Source organism: Virgibacillus sp. AGTR, assembly GCF_016919725.2.
Classification (GTDB): domain Bacteria; phylum Bacillota; class Bacilli; order Bacillales; family Amphibacillaceae; genus Virgibacillus; species Virgibacillus salarius.
Genome location: NZ_JAJERH010000003.1, coordinates 14,862 through 36,180, shown reverse-complemented (window position 1 = coordinate 36,180; position 21,319 = coordinate 14,862). Strand labels below are relative to the sequence as shown.

The following is a 21,319-nucleotide window of genomic DNA, read 5'->3' as shown; positions in this document are numbered from 1 at the left end:
TGATATTAGATTACTTCAACGATCATGGCTATCCCTTGGCCACCACCAATACATAATGAAGCCATGCCATATGTTTGCCCTCTACGCTTCAACTCTTTAATAAGTGTATATAAAACCCTCGTACCACTCGCGCCAATTGGATGTCCTAAAGCAATTGCACCGCCGTTAACATTTACTTTAGCACGATCCAATCCCATTTCCTTCTCTACAGCAAGATACTGTGATGCAAAAGCTTCATTCACTTCAATTAAATCGATATCTTGTAGACTCATGTTTGCATTATCTAAAGCCTTTTTCATCGCAGGTACTGGACCAATTCCCATGATAGATGGATCAACTCCAGCCACCCCCCATGACATAATCCTAGCAATTGGTTTAAGTTGCTGTTCGTTAATGAACTGCTCTCCAGCTAAAATGACTGCAGCAGCACCATCATTTATACCACTTGCATTCCCACCGGTAACAGTACCCTCATTTTTAAATGAAGTCTTTAACGTTGACAAACGTTCGATTGTTGTATCTTCTCGGATATGTTCATCTGATTCGATCCATAGGGAACCCTTCTTAGACTTCACTTCTACCCCTACAATTTCTTCACTAAATTTACCATCACGTCTAGCTTTACTCGCCCGTTGATGACTTTGATAGGCGTACTCATCTTGTTCACTTCGAGAAATGTGATATTTCTCCGCCAAATTTTCAGCCGTCACGCCCATACCAGCTCCAATGTACTCATCGGTCAATGCGGACCACAACATGTCATCCATCTTCGGCGTTCCTAATTTTGTACCAAACCTACTTCCTCTTAGTGCATGAGGGGCTAAGCTCATATTTTCCACGCCACCAGCTAATGCCACCTGTCCTTCTTTTAATTGAATAGACTGCGCCGCATTAATGACAGCCTGGAGACCAGATCCACATAGTCGATTCACCGTTAATGAAGGACTTTCAATAGGTACTCCCGTATCTAATGCAATATGCCTTGATAAGTAAGGGGCATTCTTTGCAGAATGAATCACATTTCCCATAACTGTAAAATCAATCTGTTTCGCATCAATCTGACTTCGCTGAATAGCTTCTTTACTTACAATTACGCCAAGTTCTGTAGGATCTACATCCTTCAACCCTCCCCCAAATGTACCAAATGGGGTCCGTGCTCCTTCTAAAATATATACATTCTCCATCTATTTTTCACTCCTTACCCATTATTGAGCTGTATAGCCGCCATCTATAATGATTGCCTGACCTGTTACACCTTTTGCTTTATCGCTAGCAAGAAAAACGGTATAGTCAGCAATTTCCTGGACAGATAATAATCGTTTCTGAGGAACCAATGGATAAATAACCTCCTCTAGTACTTTTTCTAGAGAAACATTACGATTTTTTGCTAAACCTTCCATTTGATTACGAACTAATGGTGTATCCACATAACCAGGACAAACTGCATTTACGGTGATTCCATCCGCTGCACCCTCTAAGGCAGCTACCTTTGTTAAACCAATCAACCCATGTTTAGAGCTATTATACGCAGCCTTTCCAGCAAAACCGATTACTCCGTTTATCGAAGACATGTTAATAATACGTCCACTACCCTGCTTTTTCATGATTGGGAAAGCATACTTTGTTGCAGTAAACGGAGCGACTAACATGACCTTTGTCATAAACTCGAATTTCTCCGTTGGGAATTCCTCAATGGAAGCCACATGCTGTAATCCAGCATTATTAATAAGTACATCTAGTTTTCCATAGTGATCTACTGTTTGATCGATAGCCTCTTTTAGTTGCTCCTCATTTGTAACATCACATTGAATTCCTAAACAGTTATAGCCTTTTTCTTGCCAATGATTTACTGATTGTTTAACTTTTTCTTCATTTATATCCGTAAAAACTACGAAAGCTTTATTTTTCAAAAATTCAACACCAATTTCATAGCCAATGCCACTTGCTGCACCAGTTATAAAAACAACCTTATTTTCGACCATCAATAGTTCCTCCTGTTCATTTTTGTTAAAATGCTGCTTCTACTAATTGGTTACTTACGCTAAGTTCAGCTCCAGTAGACGCAATTACTTTTTCAACTGTCCATCCCCTAGCAATTTCTTGAAGAATCAGACCACTGCTCGTTACATCAATTACTGCTCGATCCGTAATGATTCGATCAACGACCTGTTTTCCAGTTAACGGTAATTGACACGCTTTTACTATTTTGGGGTGTCCGTCCTTCGTTACATGGTCCATAATGATAACTATTTTTTTGGCACCATGTACAATATCCATTGCTCCCCCCATTCCTTTAATCATTTTTCCTGGGATCATCCAATTTGCTAAATCGCCCGATTCAGAAACCTCCATCCCACCTAAAATTGCTAGATCCAGATGTTCACCACGTATCATAGCGAACGACTCCGCACTACTGAAATATGAAGCTCCTGTTATGGCGGTCACAGTCTCTTTTCCGGCATTAATTAAATCTGGATCAACCTCATTTGCATAAGGAGATCTGCCAATGCCAAGCAGACCATTTTCCGATTGGAGAACAACCTTTTTGTCGGCTTGAATATAATTGGCAACCATTGTTGGCATACCAATTCCTAGATTAACATAGGAACCGCTTACAATTTCACGCTCAGCTCTTATTGCCATATTTTCTCTTACGTTTACTTTACTTACTTGCTTTAACACCATTATTTCCTCCCTTTTACTACGCTTCTTGTTTTATTGTTAACCGCTCTATTCGCTTTTCCTGTTTCCCTTGAATTAATCGATTCACATAAATACCAGGTGTATGAACAGAAGCCGGGCTTATCATTCCTGTTTCCACTATCTGTTCTACTTCCGCAATGGTAATACTTCCAGCAGCAGCCATCATTGGATTGAAATTTTGTGCCGTTTTCGCATATTGCAAATTACCATCTTTATCCCCTATTGCTGCTCGAATGAGACTATAATCAGCTTTTAGTGAGGTCTCAAGTAAATAATCCTTGCCAGCAAATTGACGTACTTCCTTCCCCTTAGCTATTGCTGTACCCACACCAGCTGGCGTATAGAAAGCTGGTATCCCGGCTCCACCTGCTCGAATTCTTTCAGCTAACGTCCCTTGAGGAACTAGTTCTACTTCTAATTCTCCTGTTAATACCTGACGTTCGAATTCCTTATTTTCACCTACATAGGATCCAATCATCTTATCAATTTGCTTATTTTTTAGTAATAAGCCTAAGCCCCAATCATCAATACCACAATTATTAGAAATTACGGTTAAATGTTTTACATTTGTTTCAACTAAAGCCAAAATAAGATTTTCTGGTATTCCTACTAAACCGAACCCCCCTACCATAATAGTTGCTCCATCTTCCATACTATTTATCGCTTCTAAAAATGATTGATATATTTTTTTCATTCTCTGCACTCCTTTCACAATTATTATGCAAATAACATGCCAACCCTTACGAATTTTTCGATAAGTTTCTCCTTAACCCGCCAATCCTTTGTATAAATAGCATTCCATATTATCTTTTATTAGTAGAAACGGCATAAATAAATACCCCGATTCCATGTTTATGGAAAACGGGGTATTTATTATTAGTATTCATTTGCAAACCCTTACTTCTATTTACCATCTACACATGATTCCAAGTTTATGGAACACATTCCGAAATGCCGGAAGCTAGGAAAGCCCATACTTTCTAAGTTTTTCATAAAAACTTGATTTTTTAATTCCTAGGATCTGCATTGCCCTTTCTTTGTCTCCTTTGCTTTCTTTCATTGCATGTTGAATTGTTTTCTTTTCGGTTAGTTCTAGAATTTCTTTTAAATTCCCTGTCCGCTTCTCTATATTTGCGGGTGGATGCATACGATCTGGTAAATCAGCAACAGTTATTGTTTCATCGTTGGTTAAATGCACTGCAGATTCAATGACATTTTCTAATTCACGAATATTTCCGGGCCAACTATAATAGGTCAGCTGGGTCATTGCTGCTGGATCAATATCCATTACTCTTTTTCCTGTCCTTGCTCTTACTTTATGCAAAATAAACTTTGTAATTATTCGAATATCATCAGGTCTTTCACGTAGGGGTGGTATAAAAACTTGTACAACATTAATTCGGTAGAACAAATCCTCTCGAAACAATTGCTTTTTTATTAACTGTTCCAATGGTTGATTTGTCGCAGCAATGATTCTTACGTCAACCTTTTTAGGAGCCTCTGATCCTATTGATTCTATTTCGCCTTCTTGAAGCACTCTTAAAATTTTTACTTGTGCGGATAATGGCATATCCCCTATTTCATCTAAAAATAACGTCCCCCCATCTGCTAATTGGAACTTTCCTAGTTTCCCCCCTCTTTTTGCTCCAGTAAAAGCTCCTTCTTTATAACCAAATAACTCTGATTCAATTAAATGTTCTGGAATCGCTGCACAATTTACTTTAACAAATGGTTTTGTATTCCTCTCACTTAGATGATGAATACTATGAGCAAATAGTTCCTTCCCTGTACCACTTTCGCCTCGAAGTAAAACAGATACATCACCAGGTGAAACCTTTTTTATTTTTTCCTTTAACTCACTCATCTGCTTGGAACTACCAGCTATATCATGAAGTGAATAGGTAATGCCATGCTGCTCCTTTAATTGATTCCGATAATGTTCAATTTCAAGTAATAAATCTTTAATATGACTGTTCATCAGCATCCATTCTTTCGTATCACGATACAGAACGGTTCCAACTGCACCGACTATCCTGCCTTCAGAACGAACCGGAATTCGATTAGCAATCATGTGATTACCACGAATATACTGTAAATCTGCTATTTCTTCCTTACCAGTTTGTACAACAATATGCATCCTTGTATTTTCTATAACATCCGCTACATGTTTACCGATAACTTCCTGCTTATCCAGCTCTAGAAAACGACAATAGCTATTATTCATATAAGTAACCAAGCCTTGATCATCCACTACTACAAAGCAATGATAGGCATTTTCGAAAACGGTTTCAAAAATTTCATCTTTATACTCAGACGTTAATGTTGCCATAACACATTCCTCATTTCCCTTTGACTATTGGTTTACGATTATTAGAAAGAAAAACGTAATTATTACCTCTTTATTGCAGTGATAGGCTTTATTCCGTATATAACTGACAGTAAATGTCCGGGTTAAGAGCCTTTAGGTCATACCGCGGTACGAACTATCATTGGAGATAAACTAACCCCCTATGATTGAATTTTCACTTTATTTAATCATTAGAACATGCAACGTAGAATTTTTGTAAAACTTTATATCTCGTGCGGGTGTTTTTTCGTTGTGGGTATTTCTTTCAGCCTAAAATTCCAACTGCTAAAAAATGTGTTCAGCAGTTGGAATGATAGTGTAGTCTCTCCATTAAATATTTCAACTCTTCAGCAGCGATTTGTCCTGGTGCAGAGGCATGCTTTCCTGAGCCAAAGGTTGCTGCAGAACCTACGAATTCGCCTGCTATTCTACTCAATATTCCTTTTTTTCCCATCGCAATAGTTATATATGGCTGCTTTGCAGTAGTTTTTATAGTTTCCGCAACAGTTAACAACCGGAGAACATCCGATATGCTATTAGGCATAACAGCAATCTTAACGATGTCTGCTCCAGCGTTTTCCATCGAAATCAAGCGATTAGTCATCTCTTCATTCGTCGGCGTACCTTCAAAATCATGATTAGACATAATTACTATAACTTGGTTCCTCTTTGCCTTTTCCACCAAACGTTTAATCTCAACGGTGCCTGTAAACAATTCAAGATCAATTAAATCAAGATATCCCGATTCGATTGCTGTGCTTAACAAATTTATATATACGGATGTATTCAAATTTTTCATTCCACCCTCTTTATAGGAACGAAATGTAAAGAGTAGTGGTATGCCATCCATTTCTTTATGTAATTCTGAGAGTACGTAAATGACCGCTTCGATACTTTCCGCCTCTTTTAAAGCATCAACACGCCATTCAATAATATCCGGGTTTTCTTTCTTTACCTCATTGAGTTCAGACTTTAACTCATGTAAATTAACACCCATTAAAGGGATAATCACCTTCGGAATACCTTTACCAATAAGGATATCCTTTACGGATACGATATTCATCATTTATCCTCTCCCTAGCAACTTATCTACTCATTATAATCGTTACAGCAATCATTGCCAATATGAGATTATTTCAATTAACGTGCATGTGTATACTATTTCGCTTATAATTAGGGAAACATTCCTGTGAAGAAAGAGGTTACTTATGAGCACGAACGAAACACCATTACGACAAAAAAGTATAGCATTAATTGGATTCATGGGTGTTGGAAAAACATCTATTGGTAAAGAAGTGGCAAAAATGCTTTACCGAGATTTTATTGATGCAGATAAAGAAATTGAAGCAGCGTTTCATATGCCTGCTTCTGAGATATTCCAGACTTATGGTGAAAAAGTCTTTAGACATAAAGAGAAAGAAATCTTACAAAAACTTTGCAAGCAAAAACTAAAAATTATTTCTCTAGGCGGTGGTGCCTTTCTTCAGGAGGAAATAAGAAATGTCTGTCTGGAAGAATGTATCGTATTTTATTTAGATTTATCGTGGGAGTCGTGGCAAGAAAGAATTAGCTTACTCATAGACAGTAGACCTGTTTTGCAAGGCAAAAGCTTAAAGGAAATTAAAGCACTATTTGAAGAACGGAAATCAATTTATCAAGATCACCATTCGGCTGTTGCAACTGATCAATTAATGATTGAGGATGCAGCGGCTTACATTGTTAAATCACTTAAAACAGCTTGGGACATTTATGAACCACAAAATAACTAACTGAAGGTTTGCATATTTGTGCTAATCGGGTATAATAAAAATAGATAATATGAATAAAATAAAAAAGCATTTGATCTAGACTTAGAAAAAACTTTAATAAAGACCGCTGGTGCTGGTACACCAACGGCCATGTACAATAGCCCTTCAAGGGGGCGGCTCACACAGTTTATAGAAAATAACTACCCACTATGCTTGCCAGGCTTATGGGTGGTTATTTTTTTTGTGACAGTAAAGCAACAACCAATGAACCAAACGAGATCATTAGCACAAGTGCTTCGAACACTGTCATAGGCATCACCCCCCTCTCCTGTTCATCAGTCAGGGAGTGAAACCGCCACCCATGAAAGCCTTATTGTACAATACCATTGTAACAAAAAATAATATCTAATCCTATTTTTGCTTGAAAATAGGGCAATATATTTATGTATAGAAAAAAACTTACTCTATGGCTTCATTTCATTCACTCCAGTTCGTTAAAACTTACATGGTGCGAAAGGTTCATTCTACCTGTTAATCTTCGTCGTCTTTTTTAGCATTCTCTTCTGCTTTAGCATCAGCTTCTAAATCTAGCCAGGACAGCATTTCACGAACAACTGCATTTATTTTTTCATCTATTGCCTCGTCACCATATTTCTGTTTTGCTAATTCTATATTTTTAATGACGTCTTGACCAAATTGTATGATCGGTGTGTCCGCTTCCAGATTATTAAACAAATCAATAAATTCATCAAGTGCTTTATCAAAGCGTTTGCTTTCCATATCATTTGCTTTCATGTTTATCACCCTTTTATAGGATACCCAAAACCTGCTTCTCCTATTTTAACTAAAACAAAAATGGGGTTAATAAAAAAACGAACGATTATTAGTTTAAATTAATGATCGTTCGTTTTTTAATGGTATAGGGAATGACAAAGATAAATATGGGCGTGTTAAGAGCGACCAGAAACGAAACTACTTCGCGTATCGCCCTAAGCTAAGTAATCATCGGCTCACAAGCTCACCTTTGTTTCCTTTATCTCTGACTCGTTCCAGACGCTACGTTTCTAATCGGACGCTTGTGCTTTTGTTCTTAGAATAATTAATTTAGCACCTGAAATATGCGAGACTCCTTGAAAAAGAAGAATGCATTTTCTACGTGCGATGTATTGCTTCCGAAGCCTTGCTTATCCAGCGGGAACAGCACGAGTTCGAAGATCCACTTGGTAACATGTTTTCCTTTACCAAGTGAGCTGAGTGGCCATGCCCGCGGAAAGCACGTATAGTTTCATGGTGCAGCGATGGTACTCCTATTGATAACATGATTATTCATATTTTGAGTAAAGAAGTTGTGTTTTTTCCCTGCCACTTATAACTTAATTAATTAAGTTATTCGCCTGCAATACTTCTTTTTGCTTCTTTCCTTTTACTGTTACATAATTATTTTTAAACCATGCCCACACACTGGCACACACCGTAAAAATCATCGAAATAATTTCACCCCAAAGTTCGTGCGTACCAGGTATTGGGTTCAAATCTGCTGCAATGAGAAATTGGTTAATTAAAGCTAATACTAAGACAATCGTGCGAATAAGCGTACCTCTATCCATGTCTCTCACCCCCTGTACAATAAGATTAAAGAATCCACAAAACAAAAATAATGGAGCTCGTACTTATATATATGCGAAGAAGGTGTAAACATTAGCTAAAACCATTACTATTTTCATTCGTAAATTAAATTTACAGAAGTAAATCACTTATTCTATATATTACGACACTGATTAACAAATTCCTGCTCTTATTCGTAATTTAACAAGTAATGTAGATGTTTAAGCATTAATTTCCGACAAAGCGAATTTTTTCAATCAGTTGGGGGGTGGTTTATCACCTACGGATTGTTAGTACCAGAGGGATATGATCTAAAGTTCTTTGAACCAATCGGACAATTTACCGGCAGTCGCCCCCCTTATCCATATTGGGTTCACTTTATTACTGGTATTGGAGACTAACTGCCAATTATATGCGGGATAAACAAGAAGAGTATTAGAGAGATATATGTATGGAAAATAATTTGATGTGAAGGATGAATTGACAGATAATGTAACAACTATATTTTTACATAAGAATTATAAATCCGAACGAAAGTTTTATGGTGAGTTACTCAAATTATCGTAATTAACTATTACTACGTTGAGTAGCAAGTATAATTTTTATTGACGTACACTTTAGCAGTATTTATAATATAAATGAATTCTAGTGTAAACTAAACGAAGGAGGGTTGTTAAAAAATTATGGGTGGAATTATTATTATCCGTACTTTGAACCGGTAATTTAATACGTTCGAAGGCTCTGTTTTGCTACAGAGTAAGCGGGATAAATCTGCTCATTTTTAACAATCTTCATTACTATATTTTATTAATAAAATGAGAGGAAGGACTGATTATACAATCTTTCCTTTTTATTTATATGAGAAATTGCTTTAGCTCTTTAAATAAGAAGGCTCATTTTGTGCTGATTAGTTTTTTTACAATATCTCATTCTGCATAATGATGCATTCCGTTTACTGGAAGCTACAGACGCCTATGTCTGTGGCTTTTTTGCATTCAGAGCCGAATGCAAATATTTTAAGAAAGGACTGTTAAATCATGGCAAGAAGCAGGAAGAGATATCAGCATAAAAAATCGTCTACTGGAACTCCATCAAATTTCAGTGGGAAGCATTTCATTCACAATAAGCGTTTAATAAATGATATTGTAAATATTGCTCGTATTTCAAAAAGCGACCTTGTATTAGATTTAGGAGCTGGAAAAGGAGCAATTACTAGTATTTTAAGCTCCCGAGCAAGAAAGGTTCTCGCTATAGAATACGATTCAAACTTCATAAAGAAATTAAAACAACTTGAAATGAAAAACACTATAATCATAAAGCAAGACATATTACGTATTTCATTACCTCAAGAGCCATTTGTAGTTGTTTCGAATATTCCATATGCTATTACAACGCCGATTATGAAAATGTTTCTTAATAAACCTTCAAGCGGTTTTCAAAGTGGGGTTATTGTAATGGAAAATGGTGTAGCTAAAAGATTTACATCAAATTTTGTGAAGGAATCATATGTGATCGCTTGGAAAATGTGGTTTGATATTCAGTATGTTAAAGGAATTTCTAGGAGAAATTTTTCCCCGCCACCAAAAGTTGATTCCGCTGTGATTAAAATAAATAGAAAGGCGAAACCGATTGTACCTATTAGCGATTATTTAATCTTCTGGGGACTAGCTGATTATGCACTTAAACATCCACAATATCCTATCGAGATTGCATTAAAAGGTATATTTACACCACCGCAAATGAAGCATTTAAAAAGAAATCTTCAAATAAATAATGAAACTCCAATTGCATCTTTAACGGAACTGCAATGGGGTTCCCTATTTGAAACAATGATAAAGTATGTTCCAAAATCCAGATGGCCAAAGATAAAAAAAGCGAAATTAAACCATTTTTAAAATCTACTTACAAAAGGTTGTGGAATGAGGATTCCTTTTTACTTCTCATTCCACCCATTAATCCGCATATTTCATATCTCAATAGGAGACAATTAACCATTAATTGACTGTTCGCCCTCTATACATAGCCTCTCACTATAACCGCAATTAGAATAGAAAATGGATTTATTCTCTCTTGCTAATGTTTTTTATCACCATTTTACTACGGGGAATACTTGGCATGCTAACCATACTAAAACTTAAATCTTGATCAGGAACATCATAGTTTATTCGATTTACTAGATAATCAAGGCTTACTTTCATTATCTCTATGGTCACCCACTCACCAGCACACCGATGCCCCATAAAATAATCTCCCCCACCTTGTGGAATAAAGTCAAATAAGCCACCATCCCATGTAGTAAACCGATCAGGGTTGAACACATCAGGGTTCTCCCAAATGTTTGGATCGTGATTGGTACCATAAAGATCTAGTAAGGTTAACGTACCTTCTTCAAATTTAAACCCTTTCCAAATGAAATCGTTTTTTACCAGTCCGGCGACAAAAGGAAAAAATGGATAGAATCGCCGAACTTCTTGTATGAACTTCAGAGAATATTTCTCATCACTCCTTTCAAGCTTCTTCGTTTCGTTTGGATAATGATAAACTGTTAAAGCAATAAAATTGATGAATATAGCAATCGCTACAAGTGGCCGTAAGATATTAATCACTTCTACAGCAACTGTATCTGTATCAAGAGAATTCCCATATGGATCGTGATACCTAATAAATTTGTACAAAATACTATTTTCAGATACATTCACTTTTCCATCACGAATCTCTTCAACGAGTTTCCCTACCCACTTTTCTATACGATTTCTAGCATTCCTTCCTAGCCAATGGGTGGGGCCAATAGCTGCTACTGACTCGAACATTGCCCCTAAATCTTTCGTTACCCCTTTTACTTTATTTGCTGACACGGGTATACTTATCCATTCGCAGGCTGTTCTGCACATAATTTCCTTAACTTCTTCATAAAAAATAACCTTATCCATTTGCACCCATTTATCTACCGCTAACTTCCATTGTTTTCTTATAATTCCAGTCAATCTGTCCAGTTCATTGGAAGACATGATCGACATAAACATTTCCTTACGTTGTCTATGGGCTTGTCCATCTAAAGCCTGAACTCCATTCTTACCGAATAATGTTTGTACTGCCCGATTAGGAGCTGCATCTTTTCTTTTAAATTTCTCGTTGTCATAAAATATTTCTGCTGCTTCTTTACCTCCCATGCAAATCGCTTTTTTTCCAACTAGCCTTGTCTCGAAAATATCACAACTAAAAATTTGACGTCTATTTAAGATATACCTATATCCTTCTCTTATAAGACTTAAAGTATGATCTATTCCTTCTTCTCGAGGTATTTGACTTCTATTCGACATATGATCCAACTCCATTTTCGAGTAATGATCTTAATTTTTGTAGATTATCCCCGGTTTATTCGCAAAAATACAAGGACAATCGTTCGTGAAGGTATGACACAGCTTCTACTTATTAAGATTAAAGGTAACTACGCTTGCTTGAATACATGTGCAACTAAGACACACGCAGGAATTAAAAAGACAAGGCTTCCGCGGACTGCACTCGTCCGGCTGTAGTGAAAATCAACTGTATTCCACTATTAACATATAAATTATTCTATATTTAATAGGCTGGATGGTTAATGAAATTGACTTCATTTAAATCTTAATCTGTTTCTAACTGAAAAAATTGCAAAAAATATTGCAAACAAAAAACACGTATAAATCTTGAAGTATCAAGATTTATACGTGTTTTATTACTTATTTTATTATCTTCTTCTACGATCATAATTACGCGCCCGGAGGGATTCGAACCCCCGACTCACGGTACCGGAAACCGTTGCTCTATCCCCTGAGCTACGGGCGCATGTACTATTCACTAATTAAGACACATAGAATATTATAACGTCATATTAGTAGTTACACAAGTATTTTTAGTTATCATAGGTTTATTTTTGACAATTATGGGAATGATGGAAGTGTATTTTCATTGGTTACGAGTTAAACTTTTTGTTTGACCTTTTTTGACCTATTAGTTATGATAAATATATCCGATCTAATGGATATTCGAATAGATAAGGGAGGATTTTACATGAATTTAATACCTACAGTTATTGAACAAACAAATCGTGGAGAGCGTGCCTACGATATTTACTCACGCTTACTAAAAGATCGTATCATTATGCTAGGGAGTGCCATCGATGATAATGTGGCAAATTCCATTGTAGCACAATTACTATTCCTTGAAGCAGAGGATCCAGGAAAAGATATCTCGTTATACATTAATTCACCAGGTGGATCTATCACTGCTGGTATGGCTATATATGATACCATGCAATTTATTAAATCTGACGTCTCCACAATCTGCACAGGGATGGCAGCATCTATGGGTGCATTCTTACTTGCAGCAGGTGAAAAAGGGAAACGCTTTGCATTACCAAACAGTGAAGTTATGATTCACCAACCGCTTGGAGGGACACAAGGCCAAGCTACAGACATTGAAATTCACGCACGTAGAATCATCCAAATGCGTGAAAAAATTAATGAAATTCTTTCAGAGCGTACTGGTCAACCAATAGATGTTATCGAGCGAGATACAGATCGCGATAACTTTATGTCAGCTCATAAATCTGTTGAGTATGGTCTGATTGATAAAATAATGGAACGTAAACCAGAATAGTTTTATTCAAAAAATCCCTTTCACAAAAAGAAAGGGATTTTTTATTACTTTTTGGCAACAAAGGAAGTAAGTTGTGACAATGCTGCTTCTTCATCTGCTCCTTCTGCGATCAACGTAATCTGTTCTCCAGTAGTTATCGCTAAGCTCATCAAGCCCATGATACTCTTTGCATTCACTTTTTTACCATTTTTCTCAAGAAATATATGAGATGTATATCGGTTAGCCTCCTGTACAAATTCTGCTGCAGGTCTCGCTTGTAAGCCAGTTGTCAGTTCCACCTTAATTGACCTCTCAACCAAATACCTCATCCTCCCCTTAAATGAAAACGCTATCAAATATTACATAAATAGAACGAAATATGGTGATTCAGTGGAATTTCCCACTGAATCACGAAGGGCTACATTAAACTACAAGATTTTAAATTATCCGTATTATATCATGAATGGTAATCAAATTAAACAATTACTGTAAAACTTCACCTTTTTTAATTTTTTCAGCAAAAGCATCGATTTTTTTCAAGCGATGGTTTACACCTGATTTTGATATTTTACCACTTGTAACTAATTCACCAAGCTCCTTTAGGGAGACATCCTGATGTTTTACACGTAAAACTGCGATTTCCCTGAGTTTTTCCGGTAACTGATCTAAACCAACTGTACGTTCAATTAGGTTAATGTTTTCTATTTGACGAAATGCTGCACCAATCGTTTTATTTAAATTAGCCGTTTCACAATTAACAAGTCGATTAACAGAGTTTCTCATATCACGCACAATTCGTACATCCTCAAACTTAAATAAAGCATTATGTGCACCGATAATGCTAAGAAATTCCGTAATCTTTTCTGCTTCTTTCATATATACGATATATCCATTTTTCCTTTCCAGCTTACGAGCATGTAAATCAAACGCATTAAGTAAATCACAAAGTGCATCATTATGCTCCTGATAAAAGTTAAATACTTCCAAATGATAGGAAGATGTCTCCGGATTATTAATGGAGCCACCTGCAAGAAACGCTCCACGTAAATAGGCACGCTTGCAACAAGATTTTTTTACGTATCTCTCGGATATATTCCTTGTAAAGGTATAGGGCTCTTGCAATATAGTTAAATCCTTTAATAAAGAACGCACATCTTCCTTTAGCCGAACAATATAAACATTATTTTTCTTTAATTTCATTTTTTTGCGTACTAATAACTCTACAGGTAGAGCATATGTTGACTTAATTAATGTATAAATTCTTCTCGCAATAGCTGCGTTCTCCGTCTGTACGTCTAAGGTGTATTCTTGCTTGGATAGGGATATCGCTCCATTCATACGGATGAGTGCAGCCAATTCTGCATGCATACAGCAATCATCTATATCGATGGCTGTTAATTCCTTTTTTATCTCAGAAGCAAAAGACAATCATATCCCCCCTTTACTTGTATTCTTAGCTATCCATTATTTTTTAAAATAGAATATAATAATGATGCAACTTTATGATTATCATGTCGTAATGTAGATTGAGTTGGATCAATTATATCCCCTTCAATAATTCTTAAGCCCATTTCTAATAAACGATCTGTATCATAAATAACCGGAGCTGCATTTTCCTCCGCATACATATCACGAACCGTCTGCTCTATTGGTTCATTATGCACCACAATTGCATCAACACTCTTTTCACCAATATGATCTCGTATTGCCTGAACATGGTCTGCTGCTGTATAACCTGTTGTTTCTCCAGCCTGTGTCATAACGTTACAAACATAAACTACCTGACCTGTTGTATGACGGATAGCTTCATCAATTTGTGGCATAATGATTGTCGGCATTATACTTGTGTATAAGCTACCTGGAGCAATAACAATTAGATCTGCCTTTTTTAAGGCACGGACTGCATTTGGTAGTGGTTGAACAGGTTGTGGGCTTAAAAACACACGCTCAATTCTTTTCTTTGATAATGGAATATTTGATTCACCTGAAATAATAGTGCCATCCTCCATCTCCGCATGTAATGACATGTTATCATTGGAAATAGGGTAAATCTTCCCTTTGACATTTAAAACACGTGAGATCTCACGAATTCCCATATTAAAATTACCTGTAATTGATGTCATTGCAGCAAGTAGCAAATTTCCCATGGAATGGCCGGATAATCCATTACCAACACTAAAGCGATGCTGGAATAACTCGATGAGCATTGGTTCTGCATCTGATAGTGCAGCAATTACATTACGAATATCACCAGGAGCTGGAATTGCCATTTCATTTCGTAATCTACCTGTACTGCCGCCATCATCAGCTACCGTCACAAGTGCCGTTAATTGAATAGGCAGATCTTTTAAGCCACGTAGTAAAACTGGCATTCCTGTTCCGCCCCCAACAACTACAACACGCGGCAGGGTTTCTTCACTCATAATTAATATCCCTTTCTTTTATCGATGTCACGATGGCTGACATGAGTAATATATTGAGAAGATAGCTCTTTGGCAAAGTACTCTGAAAGTGCAACAGAGCGATGCTGTCCCCCCGTACATCCAATTGCAACTACTAATTGTGATTTACCTTCTTTTTTATATTGAGGGAGCATAAATTGTAAAAGATCTAATACTTTAGCATTAAATTTCTGTGTATCTGTCCATTTAAATACATAGGAAGCAACATCTGCATTAAGCCCCGTTAAGGGCTGTAAATTTGCGACATAGTGAGGATTAGGTAAAAAGCGGACGTCAAACACCAGATCTGCATCAATTGGCAGACCATATTTGAAGCCGAACGAGACCATATGAACAGAAAATACTTCTTGCCTTTCCTCTGAATATTTTTGAACAATCTTTTCTCGTAGATCCTTAGGCTTTAAGTTTGTCGTATCGATTATTCGCTGAGCTCTTCCTCTTAATTCATCAAGAATTTCTCTTTCCTGCCTAATACCATTTAGCGGAAGACCACCAACATCTAAGGGATGAGAACGCCTCGTTTCTTTATACCTACTTACTAATTTTTCGTCCTTTGCATCCAAAAATAAGATATGTTCTTCAAGCCAATCTTCTTTAGCCAATACGTCTAGTGCCTCAAATAACGTATCAAAAAACTCCCTAGCTCGTAAGTCCATAACAAGAGCTACTTTTTGTATGTTGTTCGTAGAATCCTTCATTAGCTCAATAAATTTCGGTAGTAATGTAGGAGGTAAGTTATCTACGCAATAGTATCCTAAGTCTTCAAAGCTTTGAACAGCTACTGTTTTCCCAGCTCCAGACATCCCTGTAATGATAACCAACTTTGTTTCTTGTTCTCCATTTCTCATTTTGTATCTCCCCTTTACCTAAATCCTACTGCTCTATAGGATCAATCCGAAAATTAATTAGTTCGTCTTTAGCTGTATATGAAAAGGCACCCGACACGACTTGCTCATTAGCAAGCAGATATTTATAAATCATTTGATCCCCTTCTGCCATCGGTAAATCTAAAACTTGATTTACGGGGACCCATTCTAATTCACCTTCTCGACAATATGCCGTAAGTTCACCACTGTACTTGCGGCATATAAACGTATACATCATCCATTCCTTTATAAGTGTTTGTCCTTCCATAATAGAAAATGTGAAAACACCTGCTAATTTTGGATTTTTGAGCACTAATGCTGTTTCTTCTCTATATTCGCGAATAACAGATTCCTGGATCGTTTCTCCTTGTTCCTTTTTTCCTCCAGGAATAGCATACCAGCCATGCCTTGGCTTTTTTAGTACTAATATATGGTTATTATCTATTACTATGCAATTCGTTACCTGTTGCATTACAAATCACCCCGTATGAAGAGGAACAACTAAATTCCATTTCTTTTATTATACTAGTTTACGAATTAAACTTCCATACGACTGATTTATGAGACTATATGTATACAATATAATGGGGATTTCGACAAAAAAAGAGCACAGGTTTTCACACCTGTGCCAAAAACTAATCTATCTATTAAAAGGGGGTCAATTAGTTACTTCTAATTATAACCCATGATTATTTCGAACATATTACAACAGGATTAAGAACCAATTACTATTGGTAAATTTTTCTTTATAAAGTAAAGCTTTATCCATGGTGAAATTTCGTCGTCCCCACCGATGTTTCGTCTCATACAATTGTTACTATGATCTATGCATACACTCCATCCATCGATATGATGAACACGATCAGTTCAACTTTTCCATTGAAAGAGAGCACAAAGGTAGGTTCTATTGTAATTCTCCAGTTAGACTTTTACCGGTGTGATCGCTCATTTATTCTCTATAGTACCCTCTTAATAGCTAGGAATTTGTGGTTTTTAGTTCTTCTTGTAGATCTTCCACATACTTAATCGCTGCTTCTGCTGCAATACTTCCATCTCCAGTAGCAGTCACAATTTGACGTAATGTCTTATCACGAATATCTCCTGCAGCAAAGATACCAGGAATCGTCGTTTCCATATTTTCGTTTGTTGGTATATAGCCTTCATCATTTGTAATTCCTAACGATTTAAATGGTTCACTTAAAGGGACCATTCCAATATATACAAACACTCCATCAATAGAATGCTCGTATGTTTCTCCCGTTTTATTGTTTTTCAAAGTTGCACTTCCAACTTTTCCGCCATCTTCATTAATTTTTTCCACAACAGTGTCCCAAATGAAGTCAATCTTTTCATTATCAAAAGCGCGATCTTGTAGAATACGTTGGGCACGTAAAGCGTCACGACGATGCACAACTGTCACCTTATCAGCGAATCGTGTTAAATAAATTCCTTCTTCTACAGCCGAATCGCCTCCTCCAATAACAATCAAATTTTTCTCTTTAAAGAATGCACCATCACAAACCGCACAATAGGAAACACCACGACCACTCAATTCTTCTTCACCTGGAATTCCCAGCTTTTTGTATTGTGCTCCAGTAGTAATGATTAGTGCTCTCGTGTTGTATTCTTTATTTCCTGCTACGATTGTTTTATAGTCTCCATGATCGATAACTTCTTTAATATCACCATACGCATACTCTGCACCGAATTTTTTTGCATGCTCAAACATCTTATTAGAAAGATCCGGTCCTAAAATATGATCATAACCTGGATAATTTTCAACATCCTCGGTATTTGCCATTTGGCCACCGGGAATTCCTCTCTCGATCATTAATGTCTCCAAATTAGCTCGAGAAGCATAGACCGCTGCAGTCATCCCAGCTGGACCAGCCCCTGCAATAATAACATCATACATATGATTTTCGGACATCGATATCGCCCCTTTTTCACTATAATAATTCAGCCATACTAAGCTTAATAAAATCAACGTGTTTCGTCTATTATTATGCTCAATTCCTACTACTTTGTTCCCAAGGCGCCTCCTCCTTGGTTAATTTGGGGTGTTTTTTTATGCCTTCTTGCCAAATAACAGTTGCTTTCTCTTGTTCACCAATATAATATGCAGACTTGGTATACCAACGGAAGTAAGAGGGATGTCCTTTTACTTTCGCTTTGACAAGTGACGAAAAACGAGGATACGCTGCTTGGTGCTCACCTGTTCTTGATAAAGTAACAGCGATTCGCAGTTTTTGTTGTTCATGAATTGGATATACATTTAGTAATGTCTGAATATGCAAATCATATTCTTCTTGTGCTCCAATTTGATAATAAAATAAAGCTAAATTTGTATGGCTATACAATGAATTAGGATCTTCCTTCAACATAGTTAATTCCATCTCAATAGCTTCTTCTGGATGTCCAGAGAAAAATAATGCCTGAGTATAATCATGTTTTGTCATTTTATGTTCCGGAAACAAAGTCATCATTTCTTCTAATACCGGAATAGCTTTATCCCATTCCATATTTTCCATATGATAGAATACGGTTTCTTGGTAAATAAGTAGTTCATCCTCATCTTCCAATTCCCAGTCATCGATATCTTCATCATCTTCAATATTGATCAGCTCTAATAACCTAAAGGCTTCTTCACTAAAATCACCCTCAGGTTCTTTTTCTAAATACAAATCAGCATATTTTTTGGCGTCGTTTAATAACCCTAAATGTGCATAATTATTTGCTAGTAAATAGTAGCAATCAACATATTCAGATGATTGTAATACGTTGGTTAACAATTGGTTTGCAGCATGATAAGAACCTATTTCAGTATATATAATTGATAGCTGACATTGGTACAATGCATCAGATGGTTTTTTCTCAACAGCCTTTTTTAACCATTTAACAGCTATATCAAATTTTCTTTTTTGAAATGCTTCTACACCTTTTGTGAAATAAAAATCACCTTCAGGAATAAAAGGGAGAACGTTGTTTTGTTTTCCATTTATATTATTTGTAACGTGTTGCATGTATATCCCCCTAGTTTGTTAACATACGAACAAAGTATACCATAATTACTAGGTGATTTATATAGCGTGATAAGAAAATAGCCCCACGACGTAAAAAAACAGAGCATAGCTTTTTTGCAATGCTCCGCTTTATATTTATTACCTTATTCTGCTACAGGGTGAACAGCATCATATAGCAGCTGCTGTAGTTCCTCTGTAAACATTTCTTTTTGATCATCTGTCCAATTTAACGTTCGTGCCATGTAGTCAATCACTTTTTCCTGATGTGATTTTACCCACTCTATTTCAAAGAAGAGCGCACCTGTACGTCTAATAAAGAAGTCAACTGGTTTATAAGCAGCTTCATATTCCATCGCATAAAGTAATTGAGCGAAAACGACTGGATCAATTTCTGCTTGTTTCGCTTCCTCCTGCTTCGTTTGATATAACTCAAAAATAACATCAAAGTTAGCACCATACTTCTTAATTAAATAAATAGCAGTTGCTTCATCTAAACCTTCTGCTACAGCTTCTACGGTTTTTCTCTCTAAATACTTTTTGAAGCCTTTAGAACCGCCAACTTCTCCTCCTGCGATTGGTAAATGTACTGTATCTGATTTCGAATACATGATACCTTCTTCTTCTTGAAGCTGTTTTGTTACTGTATTAACAGCTTGTTCTGCCATTTTTCGATATCCAGTTAATTTACCTCCAGCCATGGATATTAAACCAGAATCAGAAACAAAAATTTCATCTTTCCGTGAAATCTCACTTGGATTTTCTGTCCCCTCTTCTGCAATCAACGGACGTAAACCAGCCCAACTTGATTCGACATGATCCGCTGTAATGTTTAAGGAAGGGAACATATAATGAATCGCATCAATTAGATAGTCACGATCCTCGACTGTCATTTTGGGATTAGCGATGTCTCCTTTATAACTAGTATCCGTTGTCCCTACATAGGTGATGTTTTCTCTAGGAATAGCGAAAATCATCCGTCCATCAGGTGTATCAAAATAAATCGCTTGCTGTAAAGGGAAGACTTCTTTCGGGAACACCAAATGAATCCCTTTTGTTAAGTGTAATGCTTTACCTTTTTTCGATCCATCTTTTTCTCTTAAATTATCGACCCACGGTCCACCTGCATTAATAATTTTTTTAGCAAAAATGCGATACTGTTCTCCACTGATCTGATCTTCTACGACAACACCTTTTACGCGGTTTTTATCATTGTAAATAAATTCAACCACTTTAGTATAGTTTGCCGCAAGTACTCCTTTTTGCACGGCTTTTTTTAATACTTCAATGGTAAGTCGCGCATCATCTGTTTTGTATTCAACATAATAACCCGCGCCTCTTAAATTTTCCTTCTTAACAAGAGGCTCCTTCTCTAGCGCTACTTCTGGGTTAAACATCTTCCGGCGTTCCCCTTTTTTAACTCCTGCTAGAAAGTCATAGACGCGTAATCCAATATTAGTAGTAAATGGACCAAATGTGCCACCTTTATGGAATGGTAGCATCATCCATTCAGGTGTGGTTACGTGTGGACCATTTTCATAAACGATGGCCCTTTCCTTTCCAACTTCTGCAACCATCTTTACTTCAAATTGTTTTAAGTAACGTAGTCCACCATGTACTAATTTCGTTGATCTACTGGAGGTTCCAGCTGCAAAGTCCTGCATTTCTACTAGCCCTGTTGTTAATCCTCTAGTTACAGCATCTAAAGCAATACCTGATCCTGTAATTCCACCACCAATAACTAGTAAATCTAACTCTGTATTTTCCATCTTTGTTAATCGCTGATTGCGTTCGTGACTAGAAAAATTACTCACTATTATTCACTCCCCGTTTCTAGTAATGTCTATACATATCAATACCCATATTTCTGGATAGTCATGTATACGCAGACGGAAAAAATTCCTAATACATAAAAAATAAAGCCGCAAAACAAACTAATGCAATTCTTACA

The 21,319-nt window shown here is 36.6% G+C and carries 21 protein-coding genes and 1 tRNA gene; 3 read left to right on the top strand and 19 right to left on the bottom strand.

Annotation, left to right across the window (positions count from 1 at the left end; all coding sequences use genetic code 11):
- Positions 1-5: 5 nt before the first annotated feature.
- The 6 genes from JUJ52_RS01945 to aroD all read right to left on the bottom strand — a co-directional run bounded on the left by JUJ52_RS01945 (position 6) and on the right by aroD (position 6,116).
- A complete protein-coding gene (locus JUJ52_RS01945; protein ID WP_026681645.1) occupies positions 6-1,184 on the bottom strand; it encodes a thiolase family protein in 1,179 nt (392 codons plus the stop codon).
- Positions 1,185-1,205: 21 nt separating this feature from the next.
- Positions 1,206-1,982 carry a 3-hydroxybutyrate dehydrogenase gene (locus JUJ52_RS01940; RefSeq protein WP_026681646.1) on the bottom strand — a complete coding sequence of 259 codons (777 nt, stop codon included), beginning with the start codon at positions 1,980-1,982 and terminating at the stop codon, positions 1,206-1,208.
- Positions 1,983-2,007: 25 nt separating this feature from the next.
- Positions 2,008-2,685 (bottom strand): 3-oxoacid CoA-transferase subunit B, encoded by a 678-nt coding sequence (locus JUJ52_RS01935; protein ID WP_034679183.1) that lies wholly within the window; start codon positions 2,683-2,685, stop codon positions 2,008-2,010.
- A 16-nt stretch (positions 2,686-2,701) separates the two neighbouring features.
- A complete protein-coding gene (locus tag JUJ52_RS01930) occupies positions 2,702-3,397 on the bottom strand; it encodes a CoA transferase subunit A (protein ID WP_026681648.1) in 696 nt (231 codons plus the stop codon).
- Positions 3,398-3,664: 267 nt separating this feature from the next.
- On the bottom strand, positions 3,665-5,032 hold the full coding sequence (locus JUJ52_RS01925; RefSeq protein ID WP_166530207.1) for a sigma-54 interaction domain-containing protein: 1,368 nt from the start codon (positions 5,030-5,032) through the stop codon (positions 3,665-3,667).
- A gap of 316 nt (positions 5,033-5,348) precedes the next feature.
- Entirely contained in the window at positions 5,349-6,116 is a 768-nt protein-coding gene (gene aroD, locus JUJ52_RS01920; protein WP_226983539.1) for a type I 3-dehydroquinate dehydratase, read from the bottom strand.
- A 142-nt stretch (positions 6,117-6,258) separates the two neighbouring features.
- Here aroD and JUJ52_RS01915 point away from each other — a divergent pair, with 142 nt between their 5' ends.
- Positions 6,259-6,819 (top strand): shikimate kinase, encoded by a 561-nt coding sequence (locus JUJ52_RS01915; RefSeq protein WP_026681651.1) that lies wholly within the window; start codon positions 6,259-6,261, stop codon positions 6,817-6,819.
- Positions 6,820-7,030: 211 nt separating this feature from the next.
- On the opposite strand, the gene JUJ52_RS23680 is transcribed toward JUJ52_RS01915, so the two are convergent.
- The 3 genes from JUJ52_RS23680 to JUJ52_RS01905 all read right to left on the bottom strand — a co-directional run bounded on the left by JUJ52_RS23680 (position 7,031) and on the right by JUJ52_RS01905 (position 8,405).
- Entirely contained in the window at positions 7,031-7,108 is a 78-nt protein-coding gene (locus tag JUJ52_RS23680) for a putative holin-like toxin (protein WP_226983665.1), read from the bottom strand.
- A 221-nt stretch (positions 7,109-7,329) separates the two neighbouring features.
- Positions 7,330-7,593 (bottom strand): hypothetical protein, encoded by a 264-nt coding sequence (locus JUJ52_RS01910; protein ID WP_051388336.1) that lies wholly within the window; start codon positions 7,591-7,593, stop codon positions 7,330-7,332.
- Positions 7,594-8,171: 578 nt separating this feature from the next.
- On the bottom strand, positions 8,172-8,405 hold the full coding sequence (locus JUJ52_RS01905; protein WP_026681652.1) for a phage holin: 234 nt from the start codon (positions 8,403-8,405) through the stop codon (positions 8,172-8,174).
- A 1,035-nt stretch (positions 8,406-9,440) separates the two neighbouring features.
- On the opposite strand from JUJ52_RS01905, the gene erm reads away from it, so the two are divergent.
- Positions 9,441-10,298: a 23S ribosomal RNA methyltransferase Erm gene (erm, locus tag JUJ52_RS01900; RefSeq protein WP_205388805.1), complete on the top strand. Its 858-nt coding sequence runs from the start codon at positions 9,441-9,443 to the stop codon at positions 10,296-10,298.
- Between the two features lie 165 nt (positions 10,299-10,463).
- Here the strand turns inward: erm and cypC are convergent, their stop codons facing one another.
- Both cypC and JUJ52_RS01890 read right to left on the bottom strand, forming a co-directional pair.
- Positions 10,464-11,723: a CYP152 family fatty-acid peroxygenase CypC gene (gene cypC, locus JUJ52_RS01895; RefSeq protein WP_205388806.1), complete on the bottom strand. Its 1,260-nt coding sequence runs from the start codon at positions 11,721-11,723 to the stop codon at positions 10,464-10,466.
- Positions 11,724-12,155: 432 nt separating this feature from the next.
- Positions 12,156-12,228, bottom strand: a tRNA-Arg gene (locus JUJ52_RS01890).
- Between the two features lie 225 nt (positions 12,229-12,453).
- Between JUJ52_RS01890 and clpP the strand changes: the two genes are divergently transcribed.
- Complete coding sequence (clpP, locus tag JUJ52_RS01885; protein WP_026681655.1) at positions 12,454-13,041, top strand: ATP-dependent Clp endopeptidase proteolytic subunit ClpP; 588 nt, start codon at positions 12,454-12,456, stop codon at positions 13,039-13,041.
- 44 nt (positions 13,042-13,085) lie between these two features.
- On the opposite strand, the gene JUJ52_RS01880 is transcribed toward clpP, so the two are convergent.
- The 8 genes from JUJ52_RS01880 to JUJ52_RS01845 form a co-directional block, all read right to left on the bottom strand.
- Positions 13,086-13,340, bottom strand: coding sequence for an HPr family phosphocarrier protein (locus JUJ52_RS01880; protein WP_026681656.1), 255 nt, complete (start codon positions 13,338-13,340; stop codon positions 13,086-13,088).
- Positions 13,341-13,503: 163 nt separating this feature from the next.
- Positions 13,504-14,448 (bottom strand): DNA-binding protein WhiA, encoded by a 945-nt coding sequence (gene whiA, locus JUJ52_RS01875; protein ID WP_121605658.1) that lies wholly within the window; start codon positions 14,446-14,448, stop codon positions 13,504-13,506.
- A 29-nt stretch (positions 14,449-14,477) separates the two neighbouring features.
- Entirely contained in the window at positions 14,478-15,443 is a 966-nt protein-coding gene (locus JUJ52_RS01870) for a gluconeogenesis factor YvcK family protein (RefSeq protein ID WP_026681658.1), read from the bottom strand.
- Positions 15,444-15,445: 2 nt separating this feature from the next.
- Complete coding sequence (rapZ, locus tag JUJ52_RS01865; RefSeq protein ID WP_026681659.1) at positions 15,446-16,330, bottom strand: RNase adapter RapZ; 885 nt, start codon at positions 16,328-16,330, stop codon at positions 15,446-15,448.
- 25 nt (positions 16,331-16,355) lie between these two features.
- On the bottom strand, positions 16,356-16,820 hold the full coding sequence (locus tag JUJ52_RS01860; RefSeq protein ID WP_026681660.1) for an NUDIX domain-containing protein: 465 nt from the start codon (positions 16,818-16,820) through the stop codon (positions 16,356-16,358).
- 504 nt (positions 16,821-17,324) lie between these two features.
- Positions 17,325-18,278, bottom strand: coding sequence for a thioredoxin-disulfide reductase (gene trxB / locus JUJ52_RS01855; protein WP_026681661.1), 954 nt, complete (start codon positions 18,276-18,278; stop codon positions 17,325-17,327).
- A 79-nt stretch (positions 18,279-18,357) separates the two neighbouring features.
- Positions 18,358-19,371 carry a tetratricopeptide repeat protein gene (locus tag JUJ52_RS01850; protein WP_205388807.1) on the bottom strand — a complete coding sequence of 338 codons (1,014 nt, stop codon included), beginning with the start codon at positions 19,369-19,371 and terminating at the stop codon, positions 18,358-18,360.
- A 143-nt stretch (positions 19,372-19,514) separates the two neighbouring features.
- Complete coding sequence (locus JUJ52_RS01845) at positions 19,515-21,182, bottom strand: glycerol-3-phosphate dehydrogenase/oxidase (protein ID WP_121605660.1); 1,668 nt, start codon at positions 21,180-21,182, stop codon at positions 19,515-19,517.
- Positions 21,183-21,319 lie beyond the last annotated feature (137 nt).